Origin of the sequence: Haloarcula marina, assembly GCF_024218775.1 — an archaeon.
Taxonomy (GTDB): domain Archaea; phylum Halobacteriota; class Halobacteria; order Halobacteriales; family Haloarculaceae; genus Haloarcula; species Haloarcula marina.
In genome coordinates this window covers 732,759-753,163 of sequence record NZ_CP100404.1, presented here as the reverse complement: position 1 = coordinate 753,163, position 20,405 = coordinate 732,759, and the positions used below count along the sequence as shown (strand labels likewise).

Genomic DNA, 20,405 nt, shown 5'->3' with positions numbered 1-20,405 from the left:
TGACATGGGACGTGCGTCGATGGTCGCGTGGGCGCTGTTGGTGAGTTTCTGGGCCGGGATGGTCGGCGGCGCGGCGGTCGCCCAACCCGCACTCGAATACATCCAGTTGTACACCGTCGGCTTCGCGGCCGTCGCGTTTCCGCTCGCCTACTGGACGATTTCGACCCATCCCGACGTGTTCGCGTCGGCCCACCGCCCCGGCCGCGTCGGTCTGTTCATCGTCACCATCTTCGTCGTCACCGTCGTCCTCGCGACGCTCTTCGAGTTCCTGCTCGGCTACACGAGTCCGCTGGGCATCGCCGCCCAACTGCTCGCCTACGTCGCGGGACTCGGGACCGCGCTGTACCTCGCCTACGGCGGCGGCTTCGACTACCTCTGGGACGAATACACGTAGGCAAACGCCACCGGTCGCACAACGCTTATTCGCGGTTCGGCCCACCGCGTAGACATGGACATCGCACTACTCGGTGGCACGGGCGACATCGGCGAAGGCCTCGCCCTCCGCTGGGCGTACGACACGAACCACACGGTCATCGTCGGGTCACGCGACGCCGGAAAGGCCGAGCAGAAAGCCGAGGAGTACGAGACGGAACTCGACAGTCGCGGCCAGGAAGTCGACATCGCCGGACTGAGTAACGAGGACGCCACGGCGCGCGCCGACGTCGTCGTCGCGGCCGTCCCGGCCTATCACCTCACGGATACCGTGGAAGCCGTCGCCGACCACCTGGACGACGCAATCCTCGTCTCGCCCGCCGTCGGCATGAAGCGCGACGAAGACGGGTTCCACTACAACCGTCCCGGCGTCGGCAGCGTCACCGAACTGGCGGCGCAGGCCGTCCCCGAAGACACGCCCGTCGTCGGCGCGTTCCACAACCTCGCGGCCGGTCGGCTGGCGAATCTGGACGCCGAACTCGACTGGGACACCATCGTCGTCGGCGACGACGGCGACGCCAAAGACACCGTGTCGGAACTCGCCGAAGGCATCGAAGGACTCCGCGCACTCGACGGCGGCCCGCTCTCGAACGCCGCCGAAGTCGAGGGGCTGACCCCGCTGCTCATCAACGTCGCCCGCCACAACGACGGCCTCCACGACCTGGGCGTTCGCTTCCAGTAACGGCCGGCAGAGAGGGGTTTTTCAACGCGCAGTCCTACCTCCGGATGTGGCGTCTCCATTCGAGATTCTCGGCGTCGACCCCGACGCGGACGAGGCCGAAATCGTCGACGCGTATCGCGAACGGGTCAAGGAGACCCATCCCGACCAAGGCGGGTCCGCCGAGGCGTTTCAAGCCGTCCAAGACGCCTACGAGCGCATCGAGGACGGGTGGCGACCCGGCGACCCCATCTCTCCAACCGGGCCGAGGGGCCATCGCGGCCCGAGACGACCCCGGCCTGAGCCAGAACCGGAGCCAGAACCCGAACCGGAACCCGAGGGCGTCGAAGTCGAGTACCTGAACTACGAAGTGCTGGCCGACGAGGGGTGGTCGCTCGACGACGAGGACCTGTTCGAGAAGGCCGCCGACGGCGGGTTCGACCCCGAGGACTACGGCCGGTTCCACGTCGCGGAAAACGAATCACTGCTGGAGGCCGCCGAGGACGAGGGGTACACGTGGCCGTTCGCCTGTCGGGGCGGGGCCTGTACGAACTGCGCCGTCGCCGTCGTCGAGGGCGAGATGCCTTCGCCGAAGAGCCACATCCTCCCGCAGGAACTCCACGATAAGGGCATCCGCCTCTCCTGTATCGTCGCACCCACGAGCGACGCCAAAATCGTCTACAACGTCAAGCACCTGCCCGAAGTCCACGACCTGCTCCTGCCCGCGAGTCGGTTCGAACAGGCCTCGTCGTCGACGGACTGAGCGGTCGCTGTGCCGGGCGGTAGCGACGGACATCCGGCGGGTTCGCCGCCGGTTCACGGGACGCGGTGTCGCCGCGTTCCGCGTTTTTCCTCACGTTCGGTAGAGCGAAGCGCTAACGCAGTGTGGAAGACGCGATGCGTCTTCCATGCACATCGGAAGTGCTGTGCACTCCCGAGGACAGCCCAGCAGCAATCTCCGATTTCTGAGGACGTTTTTGCGAGGAGCCTTCCCGCAGGCCACCGTCGGCGGCCGAGGAAAGGCGACGAAAAAGTGGTCCTCAGGCCCCGGCCTGCGAAAGCGCGTCCTCGATGTCGTCCGCCTGCGTGACGCCGACGAAGCGCTCGACGATGCCGTCGTCGTTCTCGACGATGAGGGTCGGAAGCGAGCGGACCTGATACTCGTTGGCGATGTCCTGTTCCTCGTCGACGTTGATTTTCTCGAACTCCACGTCGCCCCACTGTTCCTCCAGGTCTTCGAGGATGGGGTCTTGCGTCTTACAAGGGCCGCACCAGTCGGCGTAGAAATCCTTGAGCGTGACCGTCATGGTTCCTCTCCAGCTAATCTGTGGGGGCAGATAAGGATTGTCCATGTGGGTGCGGCGAGGACACGCGGGCCGGAAGAAAGGGAAAGGCTTACTCCCCGGCAGTCGCGACTGTCGAGTATGAGCAGCGACAGCGGTGGGCTGATGTCGAGCGCCGGACTGGTCCGGTACTTCGACGCCGAGGACACCAACACCATCCGTATCGACCCGCGAACCATCGTCGCTTTCGGCGTCCTGTTCGGCGGCCTCGTGTTGGTCCTGAACGCGATGGCCTGAACGAGTCCGCGACGTTTTCTATCCCCGGTCACCAAGACCGGCTATGCACTTCACACAGCGCGAGCAGCAGGCGCTCCGTGAGGCCGGGGTCGACCAAGCGACCATCGCGGCCGCCTCCGAAGCAGTCGTCGAGGCCACCGCAGACGCGGCCGCCGACCTCGAAGCGTTCTTCGCCGACCGCGAGACGGTGTACTCCGACATGGAGATGGCCCACAGCAGTTCGGACGTACAGACCCACACGGTCGAGTATCTGGACCTCTTTACCCACGCCGACGACATCCGCGGCTACCTCCGGTTCGACACGTGGGGCGTCCCCGTCGAGGGCGGGCGCGTCCTGAGCGACGGCGTGGTCGAACTGACGCTGGGGCCGACCGTCGACGCCCGGGTCCGCTTCGCGGGCGAGAAAGACGCGCTATGACGGTCCGCATCAGGGGCATCTACGCGACGGCGCTGACCCGACTGCTGACCGACGCCGGGATGGACGTGGTACAGGCGTCCGGCCCCATCGAGGACCGTTTCGAGTCCGAGTTCCGGGTCGAGCGCGCGGGGGCCACAGTCGCGACCACGGACGACCGGCAGGGCGTCGGCGTCAGCGGCGACAGCGACGCAGTCGAGGCGGTCGTCGACTGCCTCACGGACCTCGGCCGCGACACGCTCTCGTGGGCCGACCCCCTCCCCGAGGGTGCAGTGTACGACGGGGAAGTGACCGAGACGCTCGGGAGCGGCGCGGTGGTCGACTGCGGCGACGGCGAGGGGTTTCTCCCGTACCGCAACGCCGACGAGCGAGTCGAGACGGGTGACCGCGTGCGCGTACAGGTCGTCGAGGGGAGCGCGCCGTGGACCGACGGTCGGCCGGTCCTCGATACCACCCTCGCGGTCCGCGGCGAGGTGCTGACGCTGGAACGCGGCGGTTCGAACGCCGCGACGGCGGGCGGGCCGGCGATGCTCGACGTCATCGCGGCGGACCCGCGCGACGGGTGGGGCGTCTCGTGGGAGCGAGCGAGCGACGAGGCGGACTTCGACGCACTCGCGAACGCACTGGAAGCCGCCAACGACCGGGCCGCGGACCTCGACGCCGACCTCGACGGCGAACTGGGGGAGGAGACGCCCGCCCGACGCCACGACGGCGGTGCGACCGTGTGGGTCTGGTTCGGCCGCGAGAGTCGCTTCGCCCTCGACGGCCACCGCCGCGCGGTGACGGCGACGATGGAGGGCCACCATCGCGTCAAGGCCGGGTCGAACGCCGCCAGCGCGGCCGTCGACTACGTCGAGGCGCTGTGCGACGACCCGACGCCCTCGGGGGACGCCGACTTTCCCTTCGCCGTGACGGCCCGGCAGTTCGGGCCTGTGGAGGGCGGGTCGCTCACGCTCGGCCACGGGAAACCGGACGGCCGACTCATCACGCTGGGTCGGGCCGACGTGCAGTCCGTCGACGTCGACGGGAGCGTCACCGTCGAACGAGAGATGTCCGGCGGCGGCGAGTACGACGGCCTCGGCGTCCCGAAAGAGGCCGGTGACGTCGCCGAGACGAAACTGAAGGAAGGGCGCTGGTGGTACCCAACCGTCTACCGTGACCGCGACGGGAAGCGAAAGGGGACGTACGTCAACGTCTGTACGCCCGTCGAGATATTCCCCGACACCGCCCGCTACGTCGACTTACACGTCGACGTGCTGAAGTACGCCGACGGGACGGTCGAACGCGTCGACGACGACGAACTCGACGCGGCCGAGGCGCGCGGCGACGTGCCCGAAGCGCTGGCCGACCGCGCCCGGAGCGTCGCGGCGGCGGTGGCGAACGCGCTCGAACCCTAGTCGGCGTCCCGTCGCCACGCCGCGAGTCCGAGCGCCGCGAGCACCGCGGCCACTCCGAACCCGGGACCGGCCGCCCCGACGACGCTCTGTCCCCCATCGGCCGCCGAAGGCGACTCCGTTGCCGTCGGCGTCGCGATGTCCGGGTCCGGGAACGTGTAGACGCCCGGAGTCACGTCCGACCCGCGGTTGGCGTTCGTGTTCGCGCCGAGGAAACACCCGTTCCCGCGCTGGGCGGTCCAAAACGAGGTGGTCTCGGAGTCGCGCCACGCGAACACCTCTCGTGGGTTGGCGGGGTCCCGCACGTCGTGGACCTTCACGCCGCCGTTGTACCACGACGAGTAACAGCGCCCGTCGGTGAGTTCGAAGTTGTGCGCCGTCGTCAACACGCCGCCGGGCGTGGCGTCGCTGGTCGGCGGCGGGTCGATGGTCGCGACCGACTCGGGCGCGGCGGGGTCGCTGATGTCGAACAGTTCGACGCCGCTAGGGCCGCCCGACCCGTCGCCGCCGCGGTCCCACGACTCGCCGCCGACGCCCAGCAAGGTCGCGTCGTCGTTCACCGTGACGAAGTGGTCGTTCCCCGGCGGTTCGGTGCGTTCGAGGCTCACGTCTTCGACTGCGGCCAGGGTGTCCGGGTCTTGCCCGCGTACGCGCGAGACGAGCGAGATGTCCGCGGGGTCCGACACGTCGAGTATCCACGTTCCGCCGTCCCAGTAGGCCAGATAGGCGTAGCCGTCCTGAACCCACACGTCGTGGAGCGGTCTGAGCGCCGACGGGACATCGGCCCACGCGTCGTCGGCGTCGAGGACGGACCACGTGCCGACCTCCTGCGCTGTCTCCGTATCGACCACGAGGAGCGGGTTCCCCTCGCGGGCGTTGGCAGTGAGGTAGGCGTAGCGGCCGTCGAAGTCGCAGTTGTGAATCTGCGAGTCCGTCTCGTAGCCGACGATACGGTCGGGGTTCTGCCGGTCGCTCACGTCGAAGAGGACGAACCCCCGTGCGCCCTCGGTGGGGTGGGCCGGACCGGCGACGAGCAGTCGGTCCCCGACCACGGCGAGGTCCTGCACTATCTGCATCGGCCCCTCGTCGCTGTCGGCCAGTAAGCCGGTCCGGTGTTCGAGGAGTCGAGGGGCGGTCGGGTCGGTCACGTCCACGAACGCGACGCCCGCGCCCGTGGCGACGTAGGCCGTGTGGCCGTCCGGACTCGTGACGAGTTCGCGCGCCCCGGGGAGGTCCAGCGTTCCCAGCGGGTCCGTCCCAGTCGGCGTCTCGGCGGGCGTCGCGCCCGTACCGTCGCCGGTCGGCGTGGGATGTGCGGCGCTCGTGCCGACAGCACCGGCACTCGCACCGAGGCCGAGCGACCGGAGGAAGGTGCGACGGCGCATGCCGCACAGTCGGGACGCGACGGCCAGAAGCCTTCCGGTGGATTCAGTTGCCCTGAATCGCGTCGATGACCATGGCGGCGGCGACGATTGGCTCTTTGGGGACGGACCGGGCGTCGTCGATAGTTATCTCGTACCGGTCGCGCAGGGAGAACTGGCCGTCGACGCGGCCGACGTGGCCGCCCTCGGCGTCGGTGATTTCGTACTTGTGCGGGATGAGCGCGCCGAACGGGAGGACGTTGCGGGCGACGGTCACGAGTGCACCGCGGGAGTCGATGCGCGCGAGTTCCTCGCCGGTGTCGGGGTCACGGACCCGCCACGTGTCCTGCAACAGCGAGAAGTCGTTGTCGAGCACGACGACTTCCTCGTCGGTCCGGGAGTCGGTGAGGACGTAGTTCCCGGCCACGTCGATGATACCGCCCGCGTTGACTTCGAACACTTCCTCGCCGTCCCCGTCGACGAACGGGAACTGCTCTTTGAGTTTGAACAGCTTCTGTTTCCCGCGGAGGACCACGTCCCCGGTGGCGTCCATCGCCTTGTACTTGTTCCGGATGAGGCTCTGTTCGACGGTGTACTCGTCGTCCGTGAGTTCGATGCCGCGGATGTCGTAGGTGGAGGGCGTCGACATACACGGGTCTCCTGCCGAACGGAACTTCAACGTTGGTGCCACCTGTCAACTGAATGTCCGTACTGTGGCCAACCGACAGGGTTTCACCGACCGAATCCTTGGGGAACCCATACATGAGCAAGGACGTCATCGAGGTCACGGGTGCAGAGGAACACAACCTCAAGGACGTCGACGTGGAGATTCCCCGCGAGGAACTCACCGTCGTCACGGGGCTGTCGGGGTCGGGGAAGTCGTCGCTCGCCTTCGAGACGGTGTACGCGGAGGGACAACGGCGCTACATCGAGTCGCTGTCCGCCTACGCCCGCAACTTCCTCGGTCAGATGGACAAGCCCCAGGTCGAGAACGTCGAGGGCCTCTCCCCCGCTATCTCCATCGACCAGAAGAACGCCGCCAACAACCCCCGGTCGACGGTCGGGACCGTCACGGAACTCCACGACTACCTCCGCCTGCTGTACGCCCGGACCGGCGTCCCGCACTGTCCCGAATGTGGCCGCGAGGTGGGCGAGCAATCGGCTCAGAACATGGTGACGCGCCTGCTCGAACTCCCCGAGGGGACCCGCGCGAAACTGGCCGCGCCGGTCGTCCGCGACCAGAAAGGAGCCTTCGAGGACCTGTTCGACGACCTCGTCTCCGACGGGTACAGTCGCGTCGAAGTCGACGGCGAGGAGTTCGACCTGACGATGGACCGGCCGGAGTTAGACGAGAACTTCGACCACACCGTCGACGTGGTGGTCGACCGCGTGAAGGTGTCGACGGAAGCCCGGTCGCGCCTCACCGACTCGGTCGAGACGGCCTTGGAGGAGGCCGACGGCACGCTGAAGGTCATCCTCCCGGACCCGCCGGAGGGCGCGGCCGACGCGCTGGGCGGGTCGACGGCGCGGGCGACCGGTGACCTCGCGGAGGCCGACGAGGAAGACCGCCTCGTCGTCGAACTCTCGGAGGACCTCGCCTGCACGCACTGCGGCATCGACATCAGCGAGGTCGAGACCCGGTCGTTCTCGTTCAACTCGCCCCACGGCGCGTGTCCCGAGTGCGAGGGACTGGGCGAGACGAAGGAGGTCAGCGAGGACCTCGTGATTCAGGACCGCTCGAAGCCGCTGAAACACGTCTTCGAGCCGTGGAGCTACGACCGGACCTACTACTCCCGGCAACTGGACAACGTCGCCGAGCACTTCGGCGTCTCGCTGTCGACGCCGTTCGAGGAGTTAGACGAGGAGATACAGCGACAGTTCCTCTACGGCACGGACGGCCTCGTCCACTTCCAGTGGCGCACCAAGAACGGCACGCGCGAGAAGACCGAGCGCTTCGAGGGAGTCATCCCGAACCTCGAACGTCGCCACGTCGAGACGGACTCGGACCGCGCCCGCGAACACATCGAGGAGTTCATGGCGACGACCACCTGTCCCGCCTGTGAGGGGACGCGCCTGAAGGCCGAATCGCGGGCCGTCCTCGTCGACGGCACGGCCATCACCGAGGTCAACGAGATGTCCATCGGCGACGCTCTCGAACACTTCGAGGGACTCGAAGGGAACCTCTCGGCGCGCGACCGGAAGATAGCCGAGGAGATTCTCAAAGAGATTCGCGCCCGCCTCGGGTTCATGCAGGAGGTCGGACTGGAGTACCTGACGCTGGACCGCGAGGCGTCGACGCTCTCGGGCGGCGAGAGCCAGCGCATCCGCCTCGCCACCCAAATCGGGTCCGGGCTAGTGGGCGTCCTCTACGTCCTCGACGAACCCTCCATCGGCCTCCACCAGCGCGACAACGACCGCCTGCTGAACACCTTAGAGGAACTGCGTGACCTCGGGAACACCCTGCTGGTCGTCGAGCACGACACGGAGACGATGCGGCGGGCCGACCAGATAATCGACATGGGGCCGGGACCGGGCAAGCGCGGCGGCGAAGTCGTCGTCAACGGCCCCCAGGAGGAACTGATGGCCGCCGAGGCGTCGGTCACCGGCGACTACCTCGCTGGCGAGCGGACGATTCCGGTCCCCGAGGAGCGCCGCGAGGCCGACGGCCACCTCACGGTCAAAGGGGCACGTCAGCACAACCTCAAGGACCTCGACGTGCAGTTCCCGCTCAGCACGTTCACCGCCATCACGGGCGTCTCCGGGTCCGGGAAATCGACGCTGATGCACGACATCCTGTACAAGGGCCTCGTCCGCCGGATGAACGACACCGACGTGAACCCCGGCGAACACGACGACATCGAGGGCATCGACCAGATAGAGACGGTCCGTCTCATCGACCAGTCGCCTATCGGCCGCACGCCGCGGTCGAATCCGGCCACCTACACCAACGTCTTCGACCACATCCGCGAGTTGTTCGCCGAGACGAACCTCGCCAAACAGCGAGGCTACGAGAAGGGTCGGTTCTCCTTCAACGTCAAAGGCGGCCGCTGTGAGGCCTGCGGCGGCCAAGGCACTGTGACCATCGACATGAACTTCCTCTCGGACGTGGAGGTGCCCTGCGAGGAGTGCGACGGCGCGCGCTACAACGACGAGACGCTGGACGTGACCTACAAGGGCGCGACCATCGCGGACGTGCTGGAGATGAGCGTCGAGGAGGCCTACGACTTCTTCGAGAGCCACCCCGGCATCCGCCGCCGCCTCCAACTCCTGAAGGACGTGGGACTGGACTACATGACGCTCGGACAGCCCTCGACCACGCTCTCTGGCGGGGAGGCCCAGCGCATCAAACTCGCCGAAGAGTTGGGCAAGAAAGACTCCGGCGAGACGCTGTACCTGCTGGACGAACCGACGACGGGTCTCCACCCCGAGGACGAGCGCAAACTCATCGACGTGCTCCACCGCCTGACCGACGACGGCAACACCGTGGTCGTCATCGAGCACGAACTGGACCTCGTGAAGAACGCCGACCGCGTCCTCGACCTCGGGCCGGAGGGCGGCGAGAACGGCGGCGAACTCGTCGCCAGCGGCACGCCCGAAGAAGTCGCCCGCACGGAGGCGTCGTTCACGGGGCAGTACCTCCGCGACCTGCTCCCCGCGGTCGACCTCGAAGGGCCGCGAGCGGGGCGAGACGGCGACGAAGTAGCCGCGAAGGCCGACGACGACTGAGCTCGTCTGGCGGGAAAACTCTAAACCAATTGGCTGATTATACAGGCAGACATGGCCGACCCCGAGACGGACGACGTACTCGAATCGCTGGCCGGGCTACCGACGCTGGCCCACCCGACCGCCTCCCCGGACGGCCGGGAAGTCGCCTTCTACCACGACGGTAGCGGCCGCAACGAACTCCACGTCCTGAACGTCGAGACGGGCGAGACCGAGCAGTGGAGCGACGGCGAGGTCCCACGGAACGCCCGCTGGCACGTCGAGTGGAGCGCCGACGGCGAGCGCGTGTTCTTCCATCTGGACGACGACGGCGACGAGCAGAACGACGTGTACGCCATCGACCGCGACGGGACGGTCGAACCCGTCGTCGAGATGCCCGGACAGGTCCATCTCATGGACGTGGGCGAAGACGGCGAGACGCTGTTGCTCGGGTCGACCCGCGACGGGCAGATGAACCTCTACACCCACGACCTCGCGAGCGGCGAGACGACCAAGCGGACCGACTACGAGCGGGCGGTGTGGACCGGTCTGCTGTCGCCCGACGGCGAGCGCATGGCCTACGCCACCAACGAGGCCGACGATTTCGAGAACGTGGACGTGTACGTGGCGCCACGGGCCACGACAGACGGCTCGGACCCTCGCGTCCTCGACGTGGGCGAGACGGGCGCGGAGAACCTGCCCGTCGACTGGGGACCGGACGGCGAGCGCTTGCTCGTCTCGGACAACAGCACCGACCTGACTCGCAGCGGGGTCTACGACCTCGAAACCGACGCGGTGACGTGGTACGAGAGCGACTTCGAGGAGGACCCCCACGGCTTCACGCCCGACGGCGAGGGCATCGTCGTGACCCGGACCCGCGAGGCGGCCAAGGTGCCGGTCGTCTACGACCTCGAAACCGGCGAGTCGCGCGAACTCGCCCTCCCCGAGGGCGTGGCATCGCTCGCTGGCGACGCCGAACTGACCGGAGACCGACTCCTGCTCACCCACACGACGCCGACGCGGCGGCCCGACTTGCTGGCCTACGACCTCGCGGCCGACGAGACGGAGACGCTCCACGAGGCGGCGTACGGCCCGTTCTCGCCCGCGGACTTCGCCGACGCCGAGTACTTCACCGTCGAGTCCGACGGCGTCCCCGAGACGGCCCAAGAAGCCGTCGTCCACGACCCCTACGAGACGCTCGACATCGGCGCGTTGCTGTACGACTCGGGCGAGCGGCCGTCGCCGCTCGTCGTCAACCCCCACGGCGGGCCGCGGGCGATGGACACGAAGTCGTTCGACCTCTACACGCAGTTCCTCGTCCAGCGGGGCTTCTCGGTGTTGCAGGTGAACTACCGCGGGTCGACCGGGCGCGGCCACGCGTTCGTCCAGCAACTGTACGACGACTGGGGCGGGGCCGAACAGGGCGACGTGGCGACGGCCGCCGAACACGTCCTCGACACCCGCGAGTGGGTCGACGACGAGCGCGTGGCCGTCTTCGGTGGCTCCTACGGCGGCTACTCGGCGTACTGGCAGATGATCCAGTACCCCGCCCTCTACGACGCCGGGGTGGCGTGGATAGGGCTGACCGACCTCGAAGACCAGTACGAGAACACGATGCCCCACTACCGCACGGAACTGATGGAGAAGAACATCGGGACGCCCGCAGAGAACCCCGACCTCTATCGGGAGCGCTCGCCCATCGAGTACGTCGAGAATCTCGCGGCCCCGCTGTTCATGCTCCACGGGGTCAACGACCGCCGCGTCCCCGTCTCGCAGGCGCGCCTGTTCCGCGACGCGCTGGACGACTTCGGGTACACCGAGGGTCCCGAAGCGGACTACGAGTACGAGGAACTCGGCGCGGAGGGCCACGCCTCCTCGGACATCGACCAGAAGATTCGGCTGTTCGGCCTGCTGGACGACTTCCTCTCGCGGCGACTCGGGACGGCGGCCGTCGCGGCCGACGACTGAGGGCGAGGCGACAGTTTTCCCTCTCGCCGTCGTACTGTCAGTCATGCACACAGTCTACGCCGCGCTGTCGGACCGCCTGCTGGTCGGCGACGAGGAGCGAGAGTGGCAGTGGAGCGAGCGCCTGCGGGACCACACGCTCGAATGCGTCGCCGCCGACCCGCGTGCCCCCGACCGGGCGTTCGTCGGCACCGTCGACGCGGGCCTCCAGCGGACCGTCGACGGCGGCGAGACGTGGGGGCAGGTGCTGTCGGCAGGCGACCGCGTGACGAGCGTCACGGTCAGCCCGCACGACCCGAACGTGGTGTGGGCCGGGACCGAACCCAGCGCCGTCTATCGGTCGACCGACGGCGGGGAGTCCTGGACCGAGCGTGAAGGGCTGACAGACCTCGACTCGGCCTCGCGGTGGTCGTTCCCGCCGCGGCCCCACACCCACCACGTCCGGTGGCTGGCGGTTCACCCCGACGACCCCGAGGGGTTGTACGTCGCCATCGAGGCGGGCGCGTTGGTCCGGAGTCGCGACGGCGGCGAGACGTGGGTGGACCACCCGACCGGCGGCCGCCGAGACAATCACACGCTCGCGGTCCATCCCGACGCGCCGGACCGCGTCTACACCGCGGCGGGCGACGGGTACGCGCAGTCAGCGGACCGCGGGACGACGTGGACGTACCCACAAGACGGACTCGAACATCGATACGTCTGGGGCCTCGCAGTCCATCCCGACGACCCCGAGCGAATCGTCGTCTCGGCGGCCAGCGGACCGCGCTCGGCCCACTCGACGAGCGGCGAGAGCTACGTCTACCGGTGGACGGGAGAGAACTGGACGGCGGCGATGGACGGCCTGCCCGCACCCGACGGCCTCGCGCGGGCGGTGCTCGCGCCCGACCCCGACGGCGCGCTCTGTGCGCTGACGAACCGCGGCCTGTTCCGGTCGCCCACGGGCGAGACGTGGGACGGTGTCGGGCCGTGGACCGACGCCTACGACCAGGTGCCACGGGGACTGGCGGTCGTCTGACGGTCACCTCCGTCGGCTTTCGGTCGACAGGTCGACGACACCGCCGGACTGGCGTACGATGTCCGCCGCGTGACGACCCATCGAGTGTGGGGGCGGCTAACCTTTTTCGCACGTCCCCTCGCACACTCGATATGAAAGCCGTCCAGTTCTCGGACCACGGTCGCAGAGACGTCCTCGAATACGGCGAGTTCGACGACCCGGAAATCGAGCGCGACGAGGTGCTCGTCGACGTGAAAGCCGGTGCCCTGAACCACCTCGACGTGTTCACGCGGATGGGACTCGGCGCGCTCGAACGCCTCGAGTTGGAGATGCCACACATCCCCGGCAGTGACGCCGCTGGCGTCGTCGACGACGTCGGTACCGACGTCGAACGCTTCGAACCGGGCGACCGCGTCGCCGTCTCGGCGGGCCTCTCCTGCGGGCACTGCGAGTTCTGCCGCGACGGCGACCCGACGCTGTGTACCGACTTCCAGATTATCGGCGAACACGTCCGCGGCGTCCACAGCGAACAGGCGGCGGTCCCCGCCGAGAACCTCGTCCCCGTGCCCGAGGGCGTCGACTGGGAGACGGCGGCCGCGGCACCGCTGGTCTTCCAGACGGCCTGGCGGATGCTCGTCACCCGAGCGGACCTCCAACCGGGGGAGTCCATCCTCGTTCTCGGTGCCAGCGGCGGAGTCGGCCACGCCGCCGTCCAGATTGCCGACTACCTCGGTGCGGAGGTGTACGCGACGGCCAGCACCGAGGAGAAACTGGCCTACGCCGCCGACGTCGGCGCGGACCACACCATCAACTACGACGAGGAGAACTTCGCCGACGCCATCGCCGACGCGACCGGCGGGCGCGGCGTCGACGTCGTGGTCGACCACATCGGCAAGGCGACGTGGCAGGACTCGCTGGGGAGCCTCGCGAAGGGCGGCACCGTCGTCACGTGCGGTGCCACGACGGGGCGCAACCCCGAGACGGACCTCAACAGCATCTTCTGGAACCAACTGGAGGTCCACGGCTCGACGATGGGCACGCCCGGCGAAGTCGACGACGTCCTCGAACTCGTTTGGGAAGGGGCGTTCGAGCCCCGAATCCGGAAGACCCTACCGATGAGCGACATCCAGCGCGCACACGAAATCATCGAGGAACGCGAGGGGTTCGGGAAAGTCGTCGTCGTCCCGGACAGTGAACTGTAGGGCCGGTCGGGCAGGACGGCCACGCCCTCCCGCCCTCGCATCGGTGGCAGACCGACGCCCGAGACCCGCCGGAAGCGGCGGCTAGAACAGCGACCCGAGCGCGACTACCGCACCGGTGGTGACGGCCGTCCCGACGGCGGCGGCCGCGAGAATCTTCAGCGCGCGCTTGCGGTCGGCGCTGACCGCCGCCGGGTCGTCCACGGAGCCCACACCGCCGCCCGACCCGCCGAGGTCGTAGCGGGCCAACGCCCCGAACGCCACGCAGAAGCGGAAGTAATCCTGGAGGACGCCGACCCAGCCACCGAAGACGAACGGCGCGGTGGCCCACAGCGCGCTCCGCGGGAGTACCGACAGAACAACTGCCAGTACGATTGCCGCCGCGATGCCGAACGACCCGATACCGGAGAGCCGTCGGGCGCGTCGCTGCGTCGCCCCGATGTTGCAGACGCCGGGCTGATAGTCGGCCATACAGTCGGGAGGGAGCGAATCAACAAATACGGACGGAACGCCAGCACCGGCGCGGTCGGCGCTTCCGTCGTCAGCGAAGTGAAACTTATGTGTCGGGACTGCGACGATTCGACCGTGTCCCGAACTGGTCCCCTCCCCCGCGAACTGAGTCCGACGTGGCGGTACGCCCTGCTGGGCGGCCTCGTCTCTATCCCGTTCACCGTCGTGAGTTACTGGCAGACCGGCGACGAGATGTCGCTGTCCGCAGCGTTCTTTGCCGCGCTCCTCACGGGCTACCTCGCGAAGCGCCGCGGGTTGGAGAGCAGTCCCGTCGGCGCTCGAACCGGCCTCGTCGGCGCGCTCCCGGTCGTGTTGATACTGTACGACGTGCTCGCGTTCGCGGCCGCCGGACTGGGCGGCCCGGCGTGGTTCCGCGTGGTCGGCTTTCTCGGAGTCGTCCTCTTCGGGGTCGTGTTCCTCGCCCTCGGTGCTGGTATCTCGGTGCTCGCCGGATGGGCGGGCGGCCGAATCGGCGGTTGGGTCGCCGAGCGGACCGGCGGCCGTCGGCGGCCGAGCGTCGGTAGCTGAGGCGGGCGAATCGAGAAAGTACTTGTTTCGCGGCGCCGACAGGACGGATATGCACGATGTCGTCGTCGTCGGTGCCGGTCCCGCCGGGTCGCGGTACGCACGCCGCGCGGCCCAGCAGGGGCTCGACGTCGTCGCCTTCGAACAGGGGACAGTCGGCGAACCGCTGGCCTGTTCGGGCCACGTCAGCACCGACATCTGGGAGTACACCGAGGACGCCCGCGGCGAACTCCTCCAGAACGAAGTGTCCGGCGCGCGCTTTCACACCGGCGGCCCGGGCAGCGACGCCCACCCCTTCTACAAGGACGAGGTCATCTCGAACGTCATCGACCGGGTAGGACTGGACCGCCACCTCGCCGGGTTGGCCCGCGAGGCGGGCGCGGACGTGCGAGAGGAACACACCGTCGTCGGTGTCGAGGAGGGCCGGGATGGCGTCACCGTCGAGGCCCGCGGCCCCGACGGCGTCGAGACTCACCGAGCGAAGATGGTCGCCGGGTGCGACGGGCCAAAGAGCCGCGTCCGCCGCGAACTCGGGCTTCCCGAACCCGACGAACTGCTCCACGGCGTCCTCGGGTTCGACGAGACGGCCGACCACGGCGACTTCGTCGACGTGCACCTCACCGTCCCGCGCTTCTTCGCGTGGCGCATCCCTCGCGGCGAGGCGGGCGTCGAGTACGGACTGGCCGTGCCGCCGGGCGACGACGCCCGCGGGCGGTTCGAGGGATTCGTCGAGGGCTACGGTGCCGACGTGACCCGGCGCTGTTCGGGCCTCATCCCCGTCGGCCCGCCCAGACGCGTCACGGGTCGCCGGTCGTTCCTCGTCGGCGACGCCGCCGCCCAGACCAAGCCGTTCACCGGCGGCGGCATCCTCTACGGGATGACCGCCGCCGACCACGCGGCCCGCGAAATCGACCCCGACGACCCCGCCACGCTCGGCGACTACGAGCGCGCGTGGCGCGACGACTTACGGCAGGAGATACGTCTCGGCCACGCCGTTCGGGCGGGCTACTCCGTGCCGAAGGCCGTCCAGAAACTCGGGATGAGGGCCTTCGAGGGCGAAATCGGCGTCCATATGGACCGTCCGACGACGCTGTTCTCGCGGGAACAACTGAAGGCGTTGCTCTCGCGGTCGTAACTCAGTTCGTCGCCGCGGCCGACTGGCGCAGGCCGGTCCACACTCGCTTGTAGCCGAGCATGTACAGCCCCGCGTACAGCAGTATCGCGCCCATCCACAGTTCCCAGAGGCCGAACACCGACTGTCCCGCTTGCAGGTTCGCCATCCCGGCGCTCTCGGTGAGCACGCCGACGACGGTCAGCACGCCCGCCAGAAGGGCCGAGACGGCAAGCGCGAACAGTTCGCCCAGCGATTCCGTGAGGACTCCGTTCATCGCCCGAGCGTATGTGAACCGGCGTTATAGCCCTTTTGTCAGAAAGCGCAACGCGTTAGTTCGGCGACGGCGACTCGGGGAGTATGGCACAATACCGAAACATGGACCACGGAACACTCGCGAAGCGCGGCTTCCTCCTCGGTGTCGGCCTGTTCGCGCTGGGCGCACTCGGCGAACTCGCCGCCCACACCGTCCTCGGACCGGTGCCCGGGTGGACCGACATGCTGCTGACCGATATGGAAGCGCTCGGCATCCTGCTGGGCCTGTTCTCGCCCCTCGTCTTCGGTATCGTCCTGCCCCTGGTCGAGTGACGGCGGCAGACGGCGGGTAGTGGCCCCGTCAGAACAGACATCGTTTTGTTCGGGCGGAGTCGATGTTACCGAGTGTCGTGGCAGTTCACCGTCTACGCCGGCCCGACGCTCTTTGCGACGGTCGTCGCTCTCGCGCTCGCGGGCTACACCGCCCGCCTCATCTCGGACCGGACCGCCGACGCAACGGCAGTGCTGTTTCTCGGCATCACTCTCGCAGTGGCGGTCTGGACCGGCTTCTCGGCGCTCAAGCTCCTCCACACTGACCCGAGCACGAAACTGCTGTTCTATCGGCTCCTGCACGTCGGCGCGGCGGCACTGCCCCCGCTCTTTTTCCTGTTCGCCCTCGCGTACACCGACCGGCGTCGATGGCTCCGCGCCGAGGTGGTCGCGCTCGTGTGGGCCGCGCCGCTCGCCTTCGTCTGTCTCCTGTTCTTGAATCCCGACGGAGTCATCATAGGCGGCGTCGACGTCGCGACGGGTGCCCTCGTGACCCTCCGGGTCGAGGACGGCCCCGGATTCCTGCTGTTCGTCGCCTACAGTACCGTCCTCACGTTCGGTGCGCTCGGCGTCGTCGCGTACGAAGCGGCCCGCGTCGGCCGGTCGTACCTTCCGCAGGCGGCGTGGATGGCGTTCGGAGCGACGGTCCCCATCGTCTTTGTGTTCCTCAACGGTAGTTCGGTTCCCCCGTTCGATTCGGGCGTGAACCTCGTGCCGACTTCCGGGTCGGTCGCCGCGCTCGCGTTCGGGTTCGTCGTGTTCAGATACCGGCTGTTCGACTACCCGCCGCTCGCGTACACGACGGCGATGAAGTACTCCCCCGACGGGATGTTCGTCCTCGACGAAGCGGGCCGAATCGTCCACGCGAACCCGAGCGGGCAGGACGTTCTCGACGACGCCGGGACGGACATCGGCGAACCGATGACGGCGCTCGTCGCGGCGTTCGACCCCGAGATAACGTCCGAGGGGGTCTTCGAAGTCGGCCGGGACGGGGGGCCGACGAGGTACGTCAGCGTCCGCGTCGAGGAACTGCGCCGCGGAGGGCCGCGGGTCGGGTGGGTCGTCGTACTCCGGGACGTGACCGAACAGCAACGGCGGCAGCGGAAACTCGAACGGCAGGCGGAGCGACTGAACGCCTTCGCGTCGACGGTGTCCCACGACCTCCGGAACCCGTTGACCGTCGCACAGGGGTTCCTGGAGTTGGCACAGGCGGAGGGCGACGGCGATGTCGACCGCGAGGCGCTCGACCGGGTCGCCACCGCACACGAGCGGATGGCCGAGATAATCGAGGACCTGCTCCAGTTGGCGAAACAGGGCGAACAGATAGACGCGACGGCGGCCGTCCCGCTGGACGAACTGGCGGCCGAGACGTGGGCGAACGTCGACACCGCGTCGGCGACGCTGTCGGCCGACACCGGGATGACGGTACAGGCCGACCGGACGATGCTCCGGCACGTCTTCGAGAACCTGTTTCGCAACGCCGTCGAACACGGCGGGCCGGACGTGGCCGTCCGGGTCGGTCCCCTCGCCGACGGTTTCTTCGTCGAAGACACCGGCCCGGGTATCCCCGAGGCCGAGCGCGAGTCGGTGCTCGAATCCGGCTACACCACGGCCGAACACGGGACGGGCTACGGCCTGCAGATAGTCCACTCGATAGTCGCCGCCCACGGCTGGGACCTGCGCGTCACCGGGGCGAGCGGCGGCGGCGCTCGCTTCGAGATGGTTGGACTCCGATAGCGACCTGACGGACTCGTCGAATCGCCGGGGCGGTCACGGTGTCCGGAACCGCGCGATTGCGACGGTCCCGCCGTCGGCCGGGGTCTCGAACGAGAGGTCGCCGCCGCAACTGTCGAGCACCCACGTCACGAGCCACAGGCCCAGTCCGCTCCCGTGTGCCAGCGGCGTCTCGGTCTTCGTGAGGACCGCCTCGCGTTCGCTCGTCGGGATACCCGGGCCTTCGTCGGCGATGCGGAGCGTGACGCCGTCGTCGCCGTCAGCCACCGAAATCGTCACGGGCGGGCGGCCGTGGTCGACCGCGTTCTGGAGGAGTTCGCTGACGGCGAGCGCCACCGCGTCCGTCGCGAGTATCACGGCGCTGTCCGGGCAGTCGACTCGCACTGTCGTCTCGGGTTGCGTTCCCACTCGCGTCTCGACGGCCCGTTCGACGACGGCCACGAGGTCGTGGGTCGACAGCGATTCCTCCGGGCGAACGGATTCGTGGAGGTCGCGGACGCCCTCGGAGAGCGAGCGGATTCGCTCGGCGGCCGCGAGGGCGTCGGCGGCGTGTTCGGCCAGCGCCTCGTCGTCGAGTTCCTGTTGGAGATGGTCCGCGCGACCCGCGATGACAGTCAGTTCGTTTCGGAGGTTGTGCCGGAGGATGCGTTCGAGGACGGCGAGTTGCTGTTCGCTCCGGCGAACGTCGGTGATGTCCCGGACGATACCGACGGTCCCGCGATAGCCGTCGTCGCCGCCCCCGTCGCCCGATTCGGTCGGAAGGAGCGCGATGGTGACCTCGGCGTTGCGTCGGGTGCCGTCGCCGGGCGTCACCTGAATCTCGATGGTCTCGGCGTCGGCGTCGCCCGCGTGCAGCGAGTCGATTGCGTCGTAGCACCGTCGGACGGCGCGGTCGGTGAGCAAGCGGGCGACTGGGTCACCGAGGATGTCCGCCCGCGAGTAGGTCACCTGCTGGACGAGGGCGTCGTTGACGTAGTCGAAGCGCCCCGCCGCGTCGAGCGTGTACATCGGGTCACCCGCGGCCTCCACGATAGTCTCGAAGGGCGTGACGCGGCCGCTGGACTCACCCATACGCTGAGATGCCCGCTCAACCGTGTTAAACGTTGACGTACCTGACAATCGGCGGTCAGTACTTCGGGAGGCGGGCCGACCGGGCGGACCCCTCGACGAACGGGAGCGCCGTCCGCTCGGCCGCCACGTCGTCGCCGTCGATTCGCACCGCTAGCGCGGCCTCCGACAGGTCCCAGTCGACAGCGGCCATCGCGATAGGGGCGTCTCGCATCGGACTGTCGACGGCGCGGGTCACCTCGCCGACGTGTTCGTCACCGGCGACGACGGCCGCGCCCGCCTCGGGCAGGGCGTCGACGGTCAGGCCCACGAGTCGTCTCCGAGGGTGACCGCGGTTCTCGATGCGCGAGACGACCTCTTGGCCGACGAAACACCCCTTCTCGAAGTCGACGGCGTTGCGCAGGCCGAGGTCGTTCGGGAGCGCCCCCTCGATTTCGGTGTCGAACAGCGGCGACCCCGCTTCGAGCGTCAGCGCCTCCCACGTCCGGTAGCCGAAGGGGACGGCGTTCAGGCCGCGGTTGACCAGCGTATCGAAGACGCGTTCGGCGTCGGCGGCCGCACACACCACGTCGTAGCTCTCCTCGCCCCCGAGGTTGTCCGTCCGGATGACGGAGACGCCCACGTCGCCGAGTTCGCCGCGATTGAACGACAGCGGCGCCTCGGGCGAGGCGGCCTGATGGAGGACGCTCGCTATCTTCTCGGTCGCTTTCGGGCCGTGGACGCCGAAGGTGGCGAAGTCGTCGGTCGCCACCCGAATCGTCACGTCCTGAATGAACGTCTTCGCCTGCCACTCCTCGGCCAGCGGTTCGGCTTCTTGGGGCGGCGTGAACACCAGCAGGCGCTCGCCGGCGTTGTAGACGTACATGTCCGTCTCGACGCGACCCTGCGGGTCGAGCAAGAGGGCGTAACAGCCCTGGCCGTCGGCCGCGGGCACGTCGTTGGAGACGGCGTTGTCGACGTACTCGACGCGGTCCTCGCCGGTGACGACGAGGACGCCGTAGCCGAACTCGCAGACGCCGACGACGTTGCGCACCGCGCGGTGGGTCCGTTCGTGCCGACCGTAGTCCTCGACGACTCGGCGGCCGCCGACCTCCCGAAACGTCGCGCCGTGGGCGTCGTGGACGCCTTCGAGAACAGTCATTGCTCACCGGTGGGGGCCTCGCGCCCAAAAG

At 68.5% G+C, this 20,405-nt stretch carries 21 protein-coding genes; 14 read left to right on the top strand and 7 right to left on the bottom strand.

From position 1 onward, the window contains the following. The first annotated feature begins 4 nt into the window (after positions 1-4). From NJQ44_RS03880 to fer, 3 genes are read left to right on the top strand one after another with little or no spacing between them, the layout of a single operon-like run. Positions 5-394: a hypothetical protein gene (locus NJQ44_RS03880; protein ID WP_254273368.1), complete on the top strand. Its 390-nt coding sequence runs from the start codon at positions 5-7 to the stop codon at positions 392-394. Between the two features lie 54 nt (positions 395-448). Next, a complete protein-coding gene (npdG, locus tag NJQ44_RS03875; RefSeq protein ID WP_254273367.1) occupies positions 449-1,114 on the top strand; it encodes an NADPH-dependent F420 reductase in 666 nt (221 codons plus the stop codon). A 46-nt stretch (positions 1,115-1,160) separates the two neighbouring features. After that, positions 1,161-1,853 (top strand): ferredoxin Fer, encoded by a 693-nt coding sequence (gene fer, locus NJQ44_RS03870; protein WP_254273366.1) that lies wholly within the window; start codon positions 1,161-1,163, stop codon positions 1,851-1,853. A 277-nt stretch (positions 1,854-2,130) separates the two neighbouring features. Here fer and NJQ44_RS03865 read toward each other — a convergent pair whose 3' ends face one another. Then, complete coding sequence (locus tag NJQ44_RS03865; protein ID WP_254273365.1) at positions 2,131-2,397, bottom strand: thioredoxin family protein; 267 nt, start codon at positions 2,395-2,397, stop codon at positions 2,131-2,133. A 117-nt stretch (positions 2,398-2,514) separates the two neighbouring features. Between NJQ44_RS03865 and NJQ44_RS03860 the strand changes: the two genes are divergently transcribed. Genes NJQ44_RS03860 through NJQ44_RS03850 form a run of 3 tightly spaced genes read left to right on the top strand, consistent with a single transcriptional unit; the run spans position 2,515 to position 4,482 of the window. Next, positions 2,515-2,670 carry a preprotein translocase subunit Sec61beta gene (locus tag NJQ44_RS03860; RefSeq protein ID WP_254273364.1) on the top strand — a complete coding sequence of 52 codons (156 nt, stop codon included), beginning with the start codon at positions 2,515-2,517 and terminating at the stop codon, positions 2,668-2,670. 43 nt (positions 2,671-2,713) lie between these two features. Next, entirely contained in the window at positions 2,714-3,088 is a 375-nt protein-coding gene (locus NJQ44_RS03855) for a DUF7532 family protein (RefSeq protein ID WP_254273363.1), read from the top strand. Next, positions 3,085-4,482: a ribonuclease FAU-1 family protein gene (locus tag NJQ44_RS03850; protein ID WP_254273362.1), complete on the top strand. Its 1,398-nt coding sequence runs from the start codon at positions 3,085-3,087 to the stop codon at positions 4,480-4,482. The genes NJQ44_RS03855 and NJQ44_RS03850 overlap by 4 nt, the downstream gene beginning before the upstream one ends. Here the strand turns inward: NJQ44_RS03850 and NJQ44_RS03845 are convergent. Then, positions 4,479-5,864: an LVIVD repeat-containing protein gene (locus NJQ44_RS03845; RefSeq protein WP_254273361.1), complete on the bottom strand. Its 1,386-nt coding sequence runs from the start codon at positions 5,862-5,864 to the stop codon at positions 4,479-4,481. The two genes, NJQ44_RS03850 and NJQ44_RS03845, sit on opposite strands and share 4 nt — an antisense overlap. Positions 5,865-5,907: 43 nt before the next feature. Further along, positions 5,908-6,489, bottom strand: coding sequence for an LURP-one-related/scramblase family protein (locus tag NJQ44_RS03840; protein ID WP_254273360.1), 582 nt, complete (start codon positions 6,487-6,489; stop codon positions 5,908-5,910). A 113-nt stretch (positions 6,490-6,602) separates the two neighbouring features. On the opposite strand from NJQ44_RS03840, the gene uvrA reads away from it, so the two are divergent. The 4 genes from uvrA (at position 6,603) to NJQ44_RS03820 (ending at position 13,703) form a co-directional block, all read left to right on the top strand. Next, positions 6,603-9,566, top strand: a complete 2,964-nt coding sequence (gene uvrA / locus NJQ44_RS03835; protein WP_254273359.1) for an excinuclease ABC subunit UvrA — start codon at positions 6,603-6,605, stop codon at positions 9,564-9,566. Between the two features lie 51 nt (positions 9,567-9,617). Then, complete coding sequence (locus tag NJQ44_RS03830; RefSeq protein ID WP_254273358.1) at positions 9,618-11,510, top strand: S9 family peptidase; 1,893 nt, start codon at positions 9,618-9,620, stop codon at positions 11,508-11,510. Between the two features lie 43 nt (positions 11,511-11,553). Beyond that, the gene (locus NJQ44_RS03825) at positions 11,554-12,522 is read left to right on the top strand and encodes a WD40/YVTN/BNR-like repeat-containing protein (protein ID WP_254273357.1); all 969 of its coding nucleotides are present in this window, start codon (positions 11,554-11,556) and stop codon (positions 12,520-12,522) included. A gap of 131 nt (positions 12,523-12,653) precedes the next feature. Further along, complete coding sequence (locus tag NJQ44_RS03820; protein ID WP_254273356.1) at positions 12,654-13,703, top strand: zinc-binding dehydrogenase; 1,050 nt, start codon at positions 12,654-12,656, stop codon at positions 13,701-13,703. An 81-nt stretch (positions 13,704-13,784) separates the two neighbouring features. On the opposite strand, the gene NJQ44_RS03815 is transcribed toward NJQ44_RS03820, so the two are convergent. After that, complete coding sequence (locus NJQ44_RS03815; RefSeq protein ID WP_254273355.1) at positions 13,785-14,171, bottom strand: hypothetical protein; 387 nt, start codon at positions 14,169-14,171, stop codon at positions 13,785-13,787. A 114-nt stretch (positions 14,172-14,285) separates the two neighbouring features. Here NJQ44_RS03815 and NJQ44_RS03810 point away from each other — a divergent pair, with 114 nt between their 5' ends. Together NJQ44_RS03810 and NJQ44_RS03805 are read left to right on the top strand one after the other, a co-directional pair. Next, positions 14,286-14,738: a DUF5518 domain-containing protein gene (locus NJQ44_RS03810; RefSeq protein WP_254273354.1), complete on the top strand. Its 453-nt coding sequence runs from the start codon at positions 14,286-14,288 to the stop codon at positions 14,736-14,738. A gap of 49 nt (positions 14,739-14,787) precedes the next feature. Next, positions 14,788-15,870, top strand: coding sequence for a geranylgeranyl reductase family protein (locus NJQ44_RS03805; RefSeq protein ID WP_254273353.1), 1,083 nt, complete (start codon positions 14,788-14,790; stop codon positions 15,868-15,870). Position 15,871: 1 nt separating this feature from the next. Here NJQ44_RS03805 and NJQ44_RS03800 read toward each other — a convergent pair whose 3' ends face one another. Then, positions 15,872-16,123, bottom strand: a complete 252-nt coding sequence (locus tag NJQ44_RS03800) for a DUF8151 family protein (protein ID WP_254273352.1) — start codon at positions 16,121-16,123, stop codon at positions 15,872-15,874. 83 nt (positions 16,124-16,206) lie between these two features. Between NJQ44_RS03800 and NJQ44_RS03795 the strand changes: the two genes are divergently transcribed. Both NJQ44_RS03795 and NJQ44_RS03790 read left to right on the top strand, forming a co-directional pair. Beyond that, entirely contained in the window at positions 16,207-16,434 is a 228-nt protein-coding gene (locus tag NJQ44_RS03795; protein ID WP_254273351.1) for a DUF7860 family protein, read from the top strand. Positions 16,435-16,506: 72 nt separating this feature from the next. Further along, complete coding sequence (locus NJQ44_RS03790) at positions 16,507-18,168, top strand: histidine kinase N-terminal 7TM domain-containing protein (protein WP_254273350.1); 1,662 nt, start codon at positions 16,507-16,509, stop codon at positions 18,166-18,168. A 33-nt stretch (positions 18,169-18,201) separates the two neighbouring features. On the opposite strand, the gene NJQ44_RS03785 is transcribed toward NJQ44_RS03790, so the two are convergent. Then, positions 18,202-19,236 (bottom strand): sensor histidine kinase, encoded by a 1,035-nt coding sequence (locus NJQ44_RS03785; protein WP_254273349.1) that lies wholly within the window; start codon positions 19,234-19,236, stop codon positions 18,202-18,204. Positions 19,237-19,291: 55 nt separating this feature from the next. Then, the gene (gene ygfZ / locus NJQ44_RS03780; protein ID WP_254273348.1) at positions 19,292-20,374 is read right to left on the bottom strand and encodes a CAF17-like 4Fe-4S cluster assembly/insertion protein YgfZ; all 1,083 of its coding nucleotides are present in this window, start codon (positions 20,372-20,374) and stop codon (positions 19,292-19,294) included. Positions 20,375-20,405 lie beyond the last annotated feature (31 nt).

Bases quoted from the DNA above. Each gene is read 5' to 3' on its own strand.
- NJQ44_RS03800 (WP_254273352.1), bottom strand. From the start codon at position 16,123: ATGAACGGAGTCCTCACGGAATCGCTGGGCGAACTGTTCGCGCTTGCC.
- NJQ44_RS03795 (WP_254273351.1), top strand. From the start codon at position 16,207: ATGGCACAATACCGAAACATGGACCACGGAACACTCGCGAAGCGCGGC.
- NJQ44_RS03855 (WP_254273363.1), top strand. From the start codon at position 2,714: ATGCACTTCACACAGCGCGAGCAGCAGGCGCTCCGTGAGGCCGGGGTC.
- NJQ44_RS03840 (WP_254273360.1), bottom strand. From the start codon at position 6,489: ATGTCGACGCCCTCCACCTACGACATCCGCGGCATCGAACTCACGGAC.
- NJQ44_RS03825 (WP_254273357.1), top strand. From the start codon at position 11,554: ATGCACACAGTCTACGCCGCGCTGTCGGACCGCCTGCTGGTCGGCGAC.
- NJQ44_RS03815 (WP_254273355.1), bottom strand. From the start codon at position 14,171: ATGGCCGACTATCAGCCCGGCGTCTGCAACATCGGGGCGACGCAGCGA.
- NJQ44_RS03805 (WP_254273353.1), top strand. From the start codon at position 14,788: ATGCACGATGTCGTCGTCGTCGGTGCCGGTCCCGCCGGGTCGCGGTAC.
- NJQ44_RS03860 (WP_254273364.1), top strand. From the start codon at position 2,515: ATGAGCAGCGACAGCGGTGGGCTGATGTCGAGCGCCGGACTGGTCCGG.
- NJQ44_RS03785 (WP_254273349.1), bottom strand. From the start codon at position 19,236: ATGGGTGAGTCCAGCGGCCGCGTCACGCCCTTCGAGACTATCGTGGAG.
- NJQ44_RS03865 (WP_254273365.1), bottom strand. From the start codon at position 2,397: ATGACGGTCACGCTCAAGGATTTCTACGCCGACTGGTGCGGCCCTTGT.
- npdG (WP_254273367.1), top strand. From the start codon at position 449: ATGGACATCGCACTACTCGGTGGCACGGGCGACATCGGCGAAGGCCTC.
- NJQ44_RS03830 (WP_254273358.1), top strand. From the start codon at position 9,618: ATGGCCGACCCCGAGACGGACGACGTACTCGAATCGCTGGCCGGGCTA.
- NJQ44_RS03845 (WP_254273361.1), bottom strand. From the start codon at position 5,864: ATGCGCCGTCGCACCTTCCTCCGGTCGCTCGGCCTCGGTGCGAGTGCC.
- uvrA (WP_254273359.1), top strand. From the start codon at position 6,603: ATGAGCAAGGACGTCATCGAGGTCACGGGTGCAGAGGAACACAACCTC.
- NJQ44_RS03880 (WP_254273368.1), top strand. From the start codon at position 5: ATGGGACGTGCGTCGATGGTCGCGTGGGCGCTGTTGGTGAGTTTCTGG.
- NJQ44_RS03820 (WP_254273356.1), top strand. From the start codon at position 12,654: ATGAAAGCCGTCCAGTTCTCGGACCACGGTCGCAGAGACGTCCTCGAA.
- ygfZ (WP_254273348.1), bottom strand. From the start codon at position 20,374: ATGACTGTTCTCGAAGGCGTCCACGACGCCCACGGCGCGACGTTTCGG.
- NJQ44_RS03850 (WP_254273362.1), top strand. From the start codon at position 3,085: ATGACGGTCCGCATCAGGGGCATCTACGCGACGGCGCTGACCCGACTG.